Consider the following 12,809-nt stretch of genomic DNA (forward strand, 5'->3'; position numbering starts at 1 on the left):
GCCTTTCGAATGAAGTTGTTGCTCGATTTCCTGCCGCTCCTGCTGTTCTTCGCGACGTTCAAGTATGCGGATGGCCGCCCGGAGTGGGCGGCCGGTTTTGCTACCGAACATCTTGGTTTTCTTGTATCCGGCGGCCAGGTGCCAGCGGAAGTGGCGCCCGTGCTGCTGGCCACCGTGGTGGTCATGGCGGCCACCGTGGCGCAGGTGGTGTTTCTCAAGGCCACCCGGCGCAAGGTGGACCTGATGCTCTGGATCAGCCTGGCGCTGGTCATGGTGATGGGCAGCGCCACGATCTATTTCCACAGCGAGACTTTCATCAAATGGAAGCCCTCGCTGCTGTATTGGGCGTTCTCGCTGTCCTTTCTCATCAACCACCTGGTGCTGGGGCGCAACCTGCTGCGCAAGATGCTGGGCGGGGAGCTCCAGCTGCCGGACGAGGTCTGGACGCGGCTGAACTGGGCCTGGGTGCTGTTCTTCGGGGCGATGGGTTTTGCCAATCTTTACGTCGCTTACGAGTTCAGCAGGTCGGCCTGGGCCACCTTCAAGGCCTTTGGTTCCACCGGCCTGATCGTGCTGTTCACGCTGGGCCAGGGCCTGTACATGAGCCGGCACCTGCCGGAGGCTGTGGAGGGCGCGGAGCCCGGTGCGGGCGCTGAGGAGCCACGGCGATGAGCGGCCCGCAAACCCCGATGGACACTGCAATCAACGGTGGTGGTGCGGCGGGCATGTCGGCCCAGATCGAGGCCCGTGTGCGGGCGGCGCTGGCGCCCGAGGTACTTCGCCTGCGGGATGACAGTGCCCAGCACGCCGGCCATGCGGGCGCTCGAGAGGGGGGGCACTATTACCTCGAAATCGTCAGCACGCGCTTTGCCGGTTTACCCAGGGTGGCGCGGCATCGGCTCGTATATGATGCCCTCGCCGATCTGATGAAGAAGGGCATTCACGCGTTGGCCATTGACGCACGCGCGCCCGACGAACAGCAGAACTAGGTTCATGAGTAGCGCCGTTGATCGGCGCTTTGTTTTGGAGCGTGATTGGACGCTCACCGGGAGTCTCTGAAAGGCCCTTTATCCATGAAGAAGTTTGTGCTTGCCGCCACTGTGGCGGCCATCGGCGCCCTGTCCCTGCCGGCCATGGCGCAGAACATCGCTACCGTGAACGGCAAGGCTGTTCCGAAGGCGCGTGCTGATCTGCTGATCTCGCAGATCACCAAGGGTGGCCAGCCGCGCAGCCCTGAAATGGAAAGCAAGGTCAAGGACGAAGTGGTTCTGCGTGAGATCTTCATGCAGGAAGCCGAGCGCCGTGGCCTGGCCGCTTCGGCCGACTACAAGGCTCAGCTGGAACTGGCTCGCCAGTCGCTGCTGATCCGTGAGCTGTTTGCGGACTATGCCAAGAAGAATCCGGTGACGGATGCCGAAGCCAAGGCTGAATATGACAAGTTCAAGGCTCAGGCCAGCGGCACGGAATACCATGCCCGTCACATCCTGGTGAAGACGGAAGACGAAGCCAAGGCGCTGATCAAGCAGCTCAATGGCGGCGCCAAGTTTGAAGACCTGGCGGGCAAGAACTCCACCGACACCGAATCGGCCAAGAATGGCGGCGACCTGGGCTGGTCGGCACCGGACGCTTATGTGCCGGAATTTGGTCAGGCGCTGAGCCAGCTCAAGGGCGGCGAAATGACGCAGACCCCGGTGAAGACGCAGTTCGGCTTCCACATCATCAAGCTGGAAGAAACGCGTGAAGCGCAATTCCCGGCCTTTGATGACGTGAAGGCACAGATCGTCCAGCGTATCAGCCAGCAGAAGGTGGCTGCATTCCAGGAAGAGCTGCGCACCAAGGCCAAGACGGACTACAAGTTCTCGAATTGATTTCCGTAGCAAAAGCACTCGACGGTTGACGCTGTCACCGTCATGATTGCGGGCCCGCGACGCTGATTCTCAGCCGCGGGCCTTTGTTTTTTTAGGTGTTTCCTCACATGACGGCTTCCCGATTGGCCAGGCGCCTGCTTCCATCGCCTGAACTGCTCTCCCGCACGCGGGGTATGGGCTGGCTGGGTGCTTATCTGAGGGAGCGTCCGTGGTTATGGGTGGCGCACCGCCGCCGGGTGGCGTTGGGGGCTGCGGTGGGCTTGGCGGTGGGCGTGATTCCCTTGCCCACGCAGATGTTGCTGGCGGCCTTTGCGGCCATTGCCTTCCGCGCCAATGTTGCGGCGGCTGTGGCGGCCACCTGGCTGACCAACCCGTTGACGCTGGTCCCGATCTGGGGTTTTGCGATTTTCCTGGGCCGCCAGGTCCTGGGAATTCACGGCCCGATCTCGGCCCCCCGCGAACTGGCGCTGAACTGGAGCGAGCCTTCCAGTTGGTGGCCGGCGGTGTCCCAATGGTTCGCCGAACTGGGCACCCCACTCCTGGTGGGCCTCCCGCTGGCCGGCCTGGTCCTTGGCGCCAGCCTCTACGTCATTGTGTACATCGGCTGGTGGCTCGTCATCCGCACCGAACGCCGCCGCCGCCTCCGCTCCCGCGAGCTCCGCCTCTAGCCCAGCCGCTCGCCCACAGGGCCGAGCCCACCGAGCGGAGCCCATGGATCCGGCTCCGCCGGTCCATCGGGCTCGCCCCCCGGTGGGGGGCCGCCGTCAGGCGGTAGGGGGAGAGCCAGGTCCCCGCTCGCCCCCCGGGCCGAGCCCACCGAGCGGAGCCCATGGATCCGGCTCCGCCGGTCCATCGGGCTCGCCCCCCGGTGGGGGGGCCGCCGTCAGGCGGTAGGGGGGAGAGCCAGGTCCCCGCTCGCCCCCCGGGCCGAGCCCACCGAGCGGAGCCCATGGATCCGGCTCCGCCGGTCCATCGGGCTCGCCCCCCGGTGGGGGGGCCGCCGTCAGGCGGTAGGGGGGAGAGCCATCTCCAGGAGGTGACCGGCGGCGATCTTGAGCTGTCGGTCGCACTGCCTCGCGAGGTTCTGATCATGGGTCACCATCACCAGCGTGGTGCCCAGTTCCCGATTCAGGTCGAACATCAGCTTCATCACCTGTTCCCCGGTTGCAAAGTCCAGGCTCCCGGTGGGCTCGTCCGCCAGCAGCAGATCCGGCTGCTGCACAAACGCCCGTGCCAGCGCCACCCGTTGCTGTTCCCCGCCGGACAGCACCCGCGGATAGTGCGCCAGCCGCTGCCCCAGCCCGACCCGCTCAAGCATCTGGCGCGCCTGCCCCCGGGCATCCCGTTCGCCCCGCAGTTCCAGCGGCAGCATCACGTTTTCCAGCGCCGTCAGGTGCCCCAGCAGTTGGAAGCTCTGGAACACAAACCCCAGGTGCTCCCCACGCAGGGCCGCCCGGCCGTCTTCGTCCAGCGAAAACATGTCCTGACCCTTCAGGCGCACCGCGCCGGTGGTGGGCGTATCCAGGCCCGCCAGGATGGACAGCAGCGTGCTCTTGCCAGAGCCCGACGCGCCCACGATGGCGACGGATTCCCGTGCCTGCAGTTGGAAGGTGATGTCATGCAGAATGGTCAGCACGCCGCTGGCGTCCTGCACCGACTTGTTGACGTGATCGACCTCGAGGATGTTCTGAACCATGAATCAACCGCAGTTGCGCCGCCGTGAGTGGATGCTGCACTGTAGCGCCAGTCTCCTCACCGTGAGCCTGGCAGTGCCTCTGGCCCTACCTGCCGCCGCACAAGGAAAGACCTCCACCCTCCAGGCAGGCGCCCCGCGCCGCATCCTGGTGCTGGGCGACAGCCTCTCCGCCGAATACGGCCTGGCTCGGGGCAGCGGCTGGGTGGCTCTCATGACCCAGCGTCTGCAAGGCCAGCAACTGCCAGCCGACGTGGTCAATGCCAGCATCAGCGGGGACACCACCTCCGGCGGCGCCTCACGCCTGCCTGCCCTGCTGCAGCAGCACAAGCCCACCCATCTGGTGATCGAACTGGGCGGCAACGATGCCCTGCGCGGCCTGCCGCTGAACATGACGCGTGAGAACCTGCGTGCCATGGTCAAGGCTGGCAAGGCCGCCGGCGCCAAGGTGCTGCTGGTGGGCATGCAGATTCCCCCCAACATGGGCGCCAGCTACACGCGCGATTTCGAGGCCAGCTTCAAGACTGTGGCGCAGGAGGAAAAGGTGCCGCTGGTGCCCTTCCTGCTCGCGGGGGTTGCAGACCGCCCGGATGCAGTGGAATGGTTCCAGTCCGACCGCATTCATCCATTGGCCAAGGCCCACCCGCTGATGCTGGACAACGTCTGGAAGCTGCTGCGGCCGATGCTCTGACGTGCGCTGATCGGTACGACCGAACCGGTCCGCAGCTTCCTCCAGCAGCTTCCGAGGCGATCATGGACACATCGTCTCCTGGGAGGGCGAAGCCTTCCCAGGCCATGGCTGGCGGCCGGGCTGCCAGCTTTCAGGGAGTCACCATGACCGCAGTTCTCATCCGGGCCGCCTGGGCCCTCTCTGTCACCGTGGCCGGAATGGCCGCCGCGTCAACGCCTGCGGCTGAGCCGGCCCCCACTTCGGGGCCTTCGGCGCCTGCTGCCAGTTCACGCTCCAGTACACCCTCTGGTGCGCCGACGGGGACTGGTGCATCGAATGCATCGGGTGCGGCCGATGCTTCCAGTGCGAGCACTTATGGGCCGCAGCTGGAAGGCTTCACTTATCCCCATCCCCTCCAGCGCTTCCGCTTCACTTCTCAGCAACAGCCCCTGGAGATGGCCTACATGGATGTGCCGGCCCAGGGCCGGGCCAATGGCCGCGTGGCGGTGCTGCTGCATGGCAAGAATTTCTGCGGAGCCACCTGGGAATCGACCATCCAGGCGCTGAGCCATGCCGGCTTCCGCGTGATTGCGCCGGACCAGATCGGTTTTTGCGCCTCCAGCAAACCGCGCGGCTATCAGTTCAGCTTCCAGCAACTGGCCGCCAACACGCATGCACTGCTGCAATCACTGAAGGTCACTCGCGCCACGATTGTGGGCCATTCCATCGGCGGCATGCTGTCCCTCCGCTATGCATTGCAGTATCCGCAGAGCGTCGAGCAATTGGTGGCCGTGAACCCCATTGGTCTGGAGGACTGGCAGGCCCTGGGCGTGCCCTACGCCACGGTGGACACGCTCTACCAGGGTGAGCTCAAGACCAGCTTCGACTCCATCAAGGCCTATCAGCAGCGCTACTACTACCACGGCAACTGGAAGCCGGAATACAGCCGCTGGGTCTCGATGCTGGCGGGCCTGTACGCGGGTCCGGGCCGCGACACCTTTGCCTGGAACCAGGCCCAGACCTCCGAGATGATGTTCACCCAGCCGGTGGTGCACGAGCTGGATCGTCTGCAGGTCAAGACCACGCTGATCATTGGTCAGAAGGACCGCACCGCGCCTGGCGCCACACGCGCCAGCGCCGAGTTGCAGAAGGCATTGGGCGACTACCCCACGCTGGGCCGTCGCGCCGCGCAGGCCATTCCCGGCGCCACCTTGGTGGAGTTGCCGGAGCGCGGTCATTCACCGCAGGTGGAAGCGCCGGAGGAATTCAATACCGCCCTGCTGCGGGTGCTGCAATAGTCACAATGCACTGCAACCGGTTCTTCACTGCTTTGCATCAATTTTGAAAAACTTGCTTTACCGCTGAGCCAACACGGAGGCGTGCGCATGCTGCATCATGGCGGCGCCTCATTTTCAAGTGATTGCCGAATGATCCATGCCTGCGCGCGCCTGCAGCCGGGTCGGCGCTCGTGGTCAGCCCTGCTGCTGAGCCTGACGCTGGCTGGTTGCGTGAATCTGGCGCCCGACTATCAACGCCCCGCCGCCGCTGTGCCACGCGAGGGCACCCCCGCCGCGCAGGATGCAGCCCGGCTGCCCTGGCAGACGGTCTTCATCGACGGACGGCTGAAGGACACCATCGCCCTCGCCCTGGCCAACAACCGGGACTTGCGCGTGGCAGCGCTCAATGTGGACAAGGCGCGTGCCGCCTTTGTGCAAACCGATGCGCAGCGCTGGCCCACCCTCGCCGCCGGTGCCACTGCCAGCCGCTCCAATGGGGGCCAGGCCGTGTCCGCCCAATTGGCGCTCACCAGTTTCGAGCTCGACTTTTTTGGGCGAGTGCGCAATCTCAGCGCGTCGGCCGAAGCCTCGGTCTGGGCGCTGGACGGCACTCGGCAGAGCGTGCAGATCAGCCTGGTGGCCGAAGTTGCCAGTGCCTGGCTGACCTGGGCGGCCGACCTGCAGCGACAGGCGCTGGCGCAACAAACCCTGGCCAGCCAGGAGCGCACCCTGGCCCTGACCGAACGCCGCCACGCCGTTGGCGCCATCTCGGGTCTGGCACTGGCGCAGGCGCAGACCGCCGTGGAAAGCGCGCGGGCCGATGTTGCGGCGTATCCGGCCACGCTGGAGCAGGACCGCCACGCACTGGAACTGCTGCTGGGCGCCGCCCTGCCCGACGCGCTGCAACCCAGCGCCGCCGATGCCCAGGCCGCGTTGAGCGCGCTGGTGGACCTGCCCGGCGGCGTGCCCTCCAGCGTGCTGCTTCGCCGTCCCGATGTCCGCTCGGCGGAGCAGTCCCTGATCGCCACCCATGCCGACATCGGTGCCGCCCGTGCGGCACGGTTCCCCAGCATCAGCCTGACCGCCTCTGCGGGCAGCGCCAGCACGGCGCTGTCCGACCTGTTCAAGTCGGGGCATTCCACCTGGTCGGTGGGCCCGGCGGTGTCCGTGCCGGTGTTCGATGCCGGTGCCAGCCGGGCTGCCGTGCGCCAGGCCGAGATCGGCCGCGACATTGCCTTGGCCACCTACGACAAAACGGTGCAGACCGCCTTCAAGGAGGTGGCGGACGCGCTGTCGGTGCGCGCCACGCTCGGCGACCGGCTGAGCGCGCAGCAGACCCTGCTGGCGTCCACCGAACGCCAGTTGCGGCTGGCCGAAGTGCAATACCGCGCCGGCAGCAGCACCCAGCTGGACGTGCTGGATGCCCAGCGCTCGCTGTATTCGGCTCAGCAGTCGCTGATCACGCTGCGCCTGACGGAACAGCTCAACCGCATCGAACTCTACAAAGTGCTCGGGGGCGGCTGGAGCGAAGACAACAACATCCCATCCATCTGAGGATCCTGGAATGAAGACATGGTTGAGGCCGGGGCGGCTGGTGCTGCTGCTGGTCGTTGTGGTGGTGCTTGCTTTCATCATCAAGCGGGTGTGGTTCACCCCGCCGCCGCCGCCGCAGGTGACGACGGCCGTGGTGGAGCGCGGCGATCTGGAAGAATCCGTGCTGGCCACCGGCACCATCAATGCCTACAAGCTGGTCAGCGTCGGTGCGCGTGCCACCGGTGAAGTCAAACGCCTGCATGTGGCCCTGGGCGACAAGGTCAAGGAAGGCCAGCTGATTGCCGAGATCGACGCACTGACCCAGCAGAATTCCTTGCGGGATGCCGAGGCGTCGCTGCGCAGCGCCGAGGCCCTGCTCGCCTCCCGCCGTGCCACGCTGAACCAGGCGGAACTGACGCTGAAGCGGCAGCGTGCCCTGAGCGAGGCGGATGCCGGCGCCCGGGCCGATCTGGAAACGGCGGAAGCCACCGTCGGCACGGCCCGCGCGGATGTGGACTCCCAGCAGGCGCTGGTGGCCCAGGCCAAGGTGAATGTGGACACGGCCCAGGTGAACCTGGGTTATGCGCGGGTGCTGGCGCCGATGGATGGCACGGTGGTGGCCATCGTCACCGAACAGGGCCAGACGGTGAATGCCTCGCAGTCGGCGCCCACCATCATCAAGCTGGCCCGGCTGGACACCATGACCATCAAGGCCAAGATTTCAGAAGCCGACGTGCCCCGCGTCAAGCCGGGCATGCCGGTGTATTTCGCCTTGCTGGGCGAGCCGGACCGCCGCATTGAGGCCAAGCTGCGCGCCATCGAGCCGGGTGACACCACGCTGGCGGACACCAGCACCACGTCGTCCACCACCTCCAGCAGCAGCTCCAGCACCACCAGCGCCATCTACTACAACGGCATCTTCGATGTGCCCAACGCCGATGGCCTGTTGCGCATCAACATGACGGCGCAAAGCACCATCGTGCTGAACCAGGCCAAGGGCGTGCTGACGATGCCCGCCGCTGCGCTGGGCAAGAAGGATGCGCAGGGTCGCTACCAGGTGCGCGTGCAGTTGCCGGACGGACGCATGGAACCCCGCACCGTGCGCATCGGCCTGAACAACCGCGTGCGCGCCGAAGTGCTGGAAGGGCTGCGGGAAGGCGATCGGGTGGTGACCAGCGAAGCGCTGGCTGGCGCCACGCAGAACGAGGGCGGCCGACGCGGCCCGCCGCCGATGTAAATGACGGCGCTGCTTGAACTGCGCGGCCTCGTCCGCGAATTTCCGGCCGGCGACGGCGTGGTGGCGGTGCTGCGGGATGTGGACCTGAGCATCGAAGCGGGCGAGATGGTGGCCATCATCGGCCCGTCCGGCTCCGGCAAGTCGACGCTGATGAACATCCTGGGCTGCCTGGACCGCCCCACGCGCGGCAGCTACCGGGTGGCCGGCCAGGAAACCGGCGCCATGGGCCCGGACGAACTGGCCCGGCTGCGGCGCGAGCATTTCGGGTTCATCTTCCAGCGCTATCAATTGCTGGGCGATCTGAATGCCCTGGGCAATGTCGAGATCCCGGCCATCTATTCCGGCACGCAGCCGGACCATCGCCACGCGCGCGCCCGGGAGTTGCTGACGCGGCTCGGTCTGGCCGAGCGCCTGGAACATCGGCCCGGCCAGCTCTCCGGCGGGCAGCAGCAGCGGGTGTCGATTGCACGGGCGCTGATGAATGGCGGTGACGTCATCCTCGCGGACGAACCCACCGGCGCGCTGGATCAGGCCAGCGGCCGCGAGGTGATGAAGATCCTGGAGGAACTGCACGCCGACGGACACACCATCATTTTGGTGACGCATGACCCGCAGGTGGCGGCGCATGCTCAGCGGGTGATCGAGATCAGCGACGGTGTGATCGTGGCCGACCGGCGTCGGCCGGATGCGCCCCCGCCCGTCACCAAGGCGGTGGCCGACACGCCCCCGCCCAGCCCGTCCTGGCGAGCGGTCATCAGCCGGGTGGCGGAAGCGGCCCGCATGGCGCTGAGGGCCATGGTGGCCCACCAACTGCGCACGCTGCTGACCATGCTGGGCATCATCATCGGCATCGCCTCGGTGGTGTCGGTGGTGGGTCTGGGCCAGGGCACCCGGGAGAAAGTGCTGGCGGACATCAGCGCCATGGGCACCAACACCATCGACATCATGCCGGGCAGCGGGTTTGGCGACCGACGCGCCGATGCGGTCCGCACCCTGCGGGCCGGGGATGCCGAGGCCCTGGGGCAACTCGACTATGTGGACAGCGTAACGCCATCGGTGGCGGTGAGTGCGGGCCTGCGCTACCGCAACATCGACGTCAGCGCCACGATCACTGGCGTGGGGGAGCAGTACTTCCGCGTGCGCGGCTACACCTTTGCGCAGGGGGCCTCCTTCAGCCTGGAGGAGGTTCGCGCCCGCGAGCAGGTGGCGGTGATTGATGACAACGCCCGCAAGACGCTGTTCCCGAATGGGGAGATGGCGCTGGGCGAGGTGATTCTGCTGGGCACGGTGCCGGTTCGCATCGTCGGGGTGACGGAGAAGAAGTCCAGCGCCTTCGGCAATGACGACGCCATCAACATCTGGCTGCCCTACACCACCGCCATGGGCCGGATGACCGGCCAGGACTACCTGCGCAGCATCACCGTGCGAGTGAGTGATGCGGTGCCGAATGCGGCGGCGGAGCAAGGCATCAAGACGCTGCTGACGCAGCGGCATGGCAGCACCGACTTCTTCATGATGAACACCGACAGCATCCGCAAGACGGTGGAGCAGACCACGGCCACGATCACGCTGCTGATCTCGTCGATTGCGCTGATCTCGCTGCTGGTGGGCGGCATCGGGGTGATGAACATCATGCTGGTGTCGGTCACCGAGCGGACCGGCGAGATCGGCGTGCGCATGGCGGTGGGGGCCCGGCAGAGTGACATCCTGCGGCAGTTCCTGATCGAGGCGGTGCTGGTGTGCCTGATTGGGGGCGCATTGGGCGTGGGCCTGGCGGTGGGCCTGAGCCTGCTGTTTGACCACTTCGCCGGCGGCGCGGACTTCCGGATGATCATCTCGACCACGGCAATTTCCGGTGCGTTTGGCGTGTCCAGCCTGATCGGCGTGATCTTTGGCTTCCTGCCGGCGCGGAACGCAGCGCGGCTGGATCCGGTGGAGGCGTTGGCGAGGCCGTGAAGGCTGACCGGGAATCCCGGGGGCTCTGCACGGCGTCGTTTGGTTCGGCCCTGTCCGGATGCATCGTGAAGAGCAGGTCGGACGGGTAGCCCGTCGAGTGGCGCCACGCGACGAGCCTCCCCTGCATCGCATGTCCCAGCACGCGGCATGTCCCAGCACGCGGCATGTCCCAGCACGCGGCATGTCCCAGCACGCGATTTGCCATGGCAACCCAATGAAAAAAGCCGCTCCTTGGAGCGGCTTTTTTCATGGTGGGCGCGAGCGGCAAGGTCACGCAGACGTCTGCCCCTCAACGCTCATTCTGGCGCCGCTCTTCCCCGCGGCCCCGAGGCGGCTCGGCCTTCTGATCGGGCTGGCGGGCGGGCTGGGGCTGGGCCGCCGGGCGAATGCCCTGGCGCGGCGGCTCCACACGCGGCTGCTGGGGCTGCGCCTGGGGTTGCGGTTGCGGTGCAGGTTGTGGCGGCGTTGCCACCGGGCGCGGCGCCTCGCGCATTTCGCGGATCAACTCGCGCGGGTTCTCACGACGTGAATCCACACGAGGCGTTTCGACCCGCGGCTGCTCCACCCGGGGTGGCTCTGTCCGTGGTGGCTCCGTCCGAATCGGCTGCGAAATGACAGAACGAGAGGGTTCGTCACGGCGCCCGTTGTCCGGACGCTCGTCCCGCCCACCCCGTTGTGCGTCACGCCCGTCCTCACGGCGCCCGTCCTCACGGCGCCAGTCGTCCCTGCGCTGATCTTCCCTGCGCTGGTCCTCACGGCGCTGCTCCAGCTCCCGCATGGTCTCCGGCAGAAAGCCCGTCGCAGGCCGCACGCCGGGCTGCACTGCCGGCTGCGTCGGTTGAGGCTGGGCAGGACGGCCTTCACTCCCACGGCCATCACCACGGCCGTCACCACGGCCCGGCTGGCCCGTGACTGCCGGCGCAGGAACCTGGATCGGTCGCACCTGGCCAGGAGCGGCATCGTTGCGCGGCGGAACGGGCCGACCATCGGGGCGACCGCCGTCGGGTCGTCCATCCGGTCGTCCATCCGGGCGTCCATCCGGCCGACCATTCGGTTGACTGACCACCCCGCCCGCAGGCCGATCCGGCCCCGACCGCAACGGCATCCGCGGCTCCGTGACCGGCAGCGGGCGGGTCACTGGCATGGCAGTGAACAACCGGCCGTGCTCACGCTCGAAGCGGAACTGCGGCGTAGGGTCGTTCGGGCGTGGAACGCGGCCCGGTTCGATCCGAGGATTCACCCGGCGCCAGTATTCATTGGAATAGCGGCCACCCGGCGGGATGTAGGCTTCCCGGGGAGCCAGGGGCACCCACGCGCCATAGCGGGGAGGAGGCGGACGGCGACCGCCCGACCACACACTGATGTTGAGGCTGGCACCGCCCACCCAGCCGACCACTGCGGGCGCGTAAGCCGGACGCGGCTCATAGGGGCCGGGCACCCAGCACCAACGGTCCCGCCAATAGGCCCAGCGGCCGTAGTGGAAGGGCGCGAAGCCCCAGGGCATGTCGTCCACCCAGGTCCAGCCCCAGCGGGCGCTCCACACCCAGCGCCCGTAGCGGTAGGGTGCCCAGTCTTCCACCACCACCGTGGTGGGCACCCACACGGTGCCGTATTCGGGAGACTGTTGCCAGGCGCCATAACGACCCAGGTCTTCCACGCCGGTCATCTCGGGCGACACCACATTAGCCGGCACCGGCAGGCTGATCGCAGCCCGTTCATCGGTGAGCAGCATCTGCGCAAAAGCGTCGCGCTGCAGCGGTTGGCGTTCGGTCCGGGGGCCGTTGTCCCACCAGAATTCCGCCTGTTCGTTGGTGACAACAAACACGGGTGGCACATCAAAGGCCCGCGAGTCGAATCTCAGCTTGCCTTGCCAGGCCTGGGCCTGGCTGCCGCGATCCAGTTGGCTCATGCGGTAGAGGCCTTCGCGCTCAAAGGAGAAGCGGCCTTCCAGCGTCTGGACCGTCCATTCATCGGCCGCCTGCGGCGAGCGCAGCCGCACGCCGGCGCCGCCCCGCACGATCTGCACGGACACACGTTGTTCGGAAAGTGCGTTGAACTCGATCTCCGACCGTTCGTCCAGCCACAAGGTACTGGAGCCTACGGTGAGGGTGGCCCCGGCGCGGTCGTCGGTGCGGATGCGGTCGCCCTCGCCCACGCTCTGATTGCGCTGCAGTTGCAGCCATTCCCGGCCTTCGGGGTCGTAGATCCAGGCGCCAGTGCTGACCTCGGCCACCCGACCGGCCCGCGTGGGTAGATCCCCCTGCATGCCCTGTACACCCTGGATGCCCTGCCCGGCCGGCTCGGCCATGGCTGTGGCACCAGCAGACATCATCAGGACGGCCGCCATCATCAAGGCCAGCGCCGGGCCCAGACGTCGCCACGCGCACCACGGCGCCAGCGGGGGCCCCTCCAGGGCCAGAGTCGGGCGAGAGAGAAACGACAGAAAGGTCATGCGATCGGCTCCGCCAACGGTGTATTCAAGACACCCGGAGATCCCTTAACGGTTCTGACACCAAGCGGTGGACGCTTGCTTACAACTTGACGCGGTGTTGCGGCGGCGTCACGGGCGCCGTAC

Annotated in this window: 11 protein-coding genes; 9 read left to right on the plus strand and 2 right to left on the minus strand. The window is 67.0% G+C overall.

All coding sequences use genetic code 11. The annotated features are described in order from the left end of the window. Positions 1-9 precede the first annotated feature (9 nt). The 4 genes from OU995_RS25630 (at position 10) to OU995_RS25645 (ending at position 2,536) form a co-directional block, all read left to right on the plus strand. Positions 10-672 (plus strand): septation protein A, encoded by a 663-nt coding sequence (locus OU995_RS25630; protein ID WP_267832993.1) that lies wholly within the window; start codon positions 10-12, stop codon positions 670-672. Positions 673-689: 17 nt separating this feature from the next. Then, positions 690-989, plus strand: coding sequence for a BolA family protein (locus OU995_RS25635; RefSeq protein ID WP_267836384.1), 300 nt, complete (start codon positions 690-692; stop codon positions 987-989). 84 nt (positions 990-1,073) lie between these two features. Then, complete coding sequence (locus OU995_RS25640; RefSeq protein ID WP_267832994.1) at positions 1,074-1,868, plus strand: peptidylprolyl isomerase; 795 nt, start codon at positions 1,074-1,076, stop codon at positions 1,866-1,868. A 107-nt stretch (positions 1,869-1,975) separates the two neighbouring features. Then, positions 1,976-2,536 carry a DUF2062 domain-containing protein gene (locus OU995_RS25645; RefSeq protein ID WP_267832995.1) on the plus strand — a complete coding sequence of 187 codons (561 nt, stop codon included), beginning with the start codon at positions 1,976-1,978 and terminating at the stop codon, positions 2,534-2,536. A gap of 335 nt (positions 2,537-2,871) precedes the next feature. Here OU995_RS25645 and OU995_RS25650 read toward each other — a convergent pair whose 3' ends face one another. Beyond that, positions 2,872-3,564, minus strand: coding sequence for an ABC transporter ATP-binding protein (locus OU995_RS25650; protein WP_267832996.1), 693 nt, complete (start codon positions 3,562-3,564; stop codon positions 2,872-2,874). On the opposite strand from OU995_RS25650, the gene OU995_RS25655 reads away from it, so the two are divergent. The 5 genes from OU995_RS25655 to OU995_RS25675 all read left to right on the plus strand — a co-directional run bounded on the left by OU995_RS25655 (position 3,563) and on the right by OU995_RS25675 (position 10,234). After that, positions 3,563-4,252 carry an arylesterase gene (locus OU995_RS25655; RefSeq protein WP_267832997.1) on the plus strand — a complete coding sequence of 230 codons (690 nt, stop codon included), beginning with the start codon at positions 3,563-3,565 and terminating at the stop codon, positions 4,250-4,252. The two genes, OU995_RS25650 and OU995_RS25655, sit on opposite strands and share 2 nt — an antisense overlap. A gap of 143 nt (positions 4,253-4,395) precedes the next feature. After that, entirely contained in the window at positions 4,396-5,529 is a 1,134-nt protein-coding gene (locus tag OU995_RS25660) for an alpha/beta fold hydrolase (protein ID WP_267832998.1), read from the plus strand. A gap of 129 nt (positions 5,530-5,658) precedes the next feature. Beyond that, positions 5,659-7,062, plus strand: a complete 1,404-nt coding sequence (locus OU995_RS25665; protein WP_267832999.1) for an efflux transporter outer membrane subunit — start codon at positions 5,659-5,661, stop codon at positions 7,060-7,062. Between the two features lie 10 nt (positions 7,063-7,072). Then, a complete protein-coding gene (locus tag OU995_RS25670) occupies positions 7,073-8,278 on the plus strand; it encodes an efflux RND transporter periplasmic adaptor subunit (RefSeq protein WP_267833000.1) in 1,206 nt (401 codons plus the stop codon). Further along, positions 8,279-10,234 (plus strand): MacB family efflux pump subunit, encoded by a 1,956-nt coding sequence (locus tag OU995_RS25675; protein WP_267833001.1) that lies wholly within the window; start codon positions 8,279-8,281, stop codon positions 10,232-10,234. A 289-nt stretch (positions 10,235-10,523) separates the two neighbouring features. Here the strand turns inward: OU995_RS25675 and OU995_RS25680 are convergent, their stop codons facing one another. Then, complete coding sequence (locus tag OU995_RS25680; protein ID WP_267833002.1) at positions 10,524-12,686, minus strand: DUF6600 domain-containing protein; 2,163 nt, start codon at positions 12,684-12,686, stop codon at positions 10,524-10,526. Between the last annotated feature and the right edge of the window lie 123 nt (positions 12,687-12,809).

The organism is Roseateles sp. SL47 (assembly GCF_026625885.1).
GTDB lineage: Bacteria > Pseudomonadota > Gammaproteobacteria > Burkholderiales > Burkholderiaceae_C > Roseateles.

Excerpts from the sequence above, each read along its gene's own strand:
- OU995_RS25630 (WP_267832993.1), top strand. The coding sequence starts at position 10 with ATGAAGTTGTTGCTCGATTTCCTGCCGCTCCTGCTGTTCTTCGCGACG.
- OU995_RS25635 (WP_267836384.1), top strand. The coding sequence starts at position 690 with ATGGACACTGCAATCAACGGTGGTGGTGCGGCGGGCATGTCGGCCCAG.
- OU995_RS25640 (WP_267832994.1), top strand. The coding sequence starts at position 1,074 with ATGAAGAAGTTTGTGCTTGCCGCCACTGTGGCGGCCATCGGCGCCCTG.
- OU995_RS25645 (WP_267832995.1), top strand. The coding sequence starts at position 1,976 with ATGACGGCTTCCCGATTGGCCAGGCGCCTGCTTCCATCGCCTGAACTG.
- OU995_RS25655 (WP_267832997.1), top strand. The coding sequence starts at position 3,563 with ATGAATCAACCGCAGTTGCGCCGCCGTGAGTGGATGCTGCACTGTAGC.
- OU995_RS25650 (WP_267832996.1), bottom strand. The coding sequence starts at position 3,564 with ATGGTTCAGAACATCCTCGAGGTCGATCACGTCAACAAGTCGGTGCAG.
- OU995_RS25660 (WP_267832998.1), top strand. The coding sequence starts at position 4,396 with ATGACCGCAGTTCTCATCCGGGCCGCCTGGGCCCTCTCTGTCACCGTG.
- OU995_RS25665 (WP_267832999.1), top strand. The coding sequence starts at position 5,659 with ATGATCCATGCCTGCGCGCGCCTGCAGCCGGGTCGGCGCTCGTGGTCA.
- OU995_RS25670 (WP_267833000.1), top strand. The coding sequence starts at position 7,073 with ATGAAGACATGGTTGAGGCCGGGGCGGCTGGTGCTGCTGCTGGTCGTT.
- OU995_RS25675 (WP_267833001.1), top strand. The coding sequence starts at position 8,279 with ATGACGGCGCTGCTTGAACTGCGCGGCCTCGTCCGCGAATTTCCGGCC.
- OU995_RS25680 (WP_267833002.1), bottom strand. The coding sequence starts at position 12,686 with ATGACCTTTCTGTCGTTTCTCTCTCGCCCGACTCTGGCCCTGGAGGGG.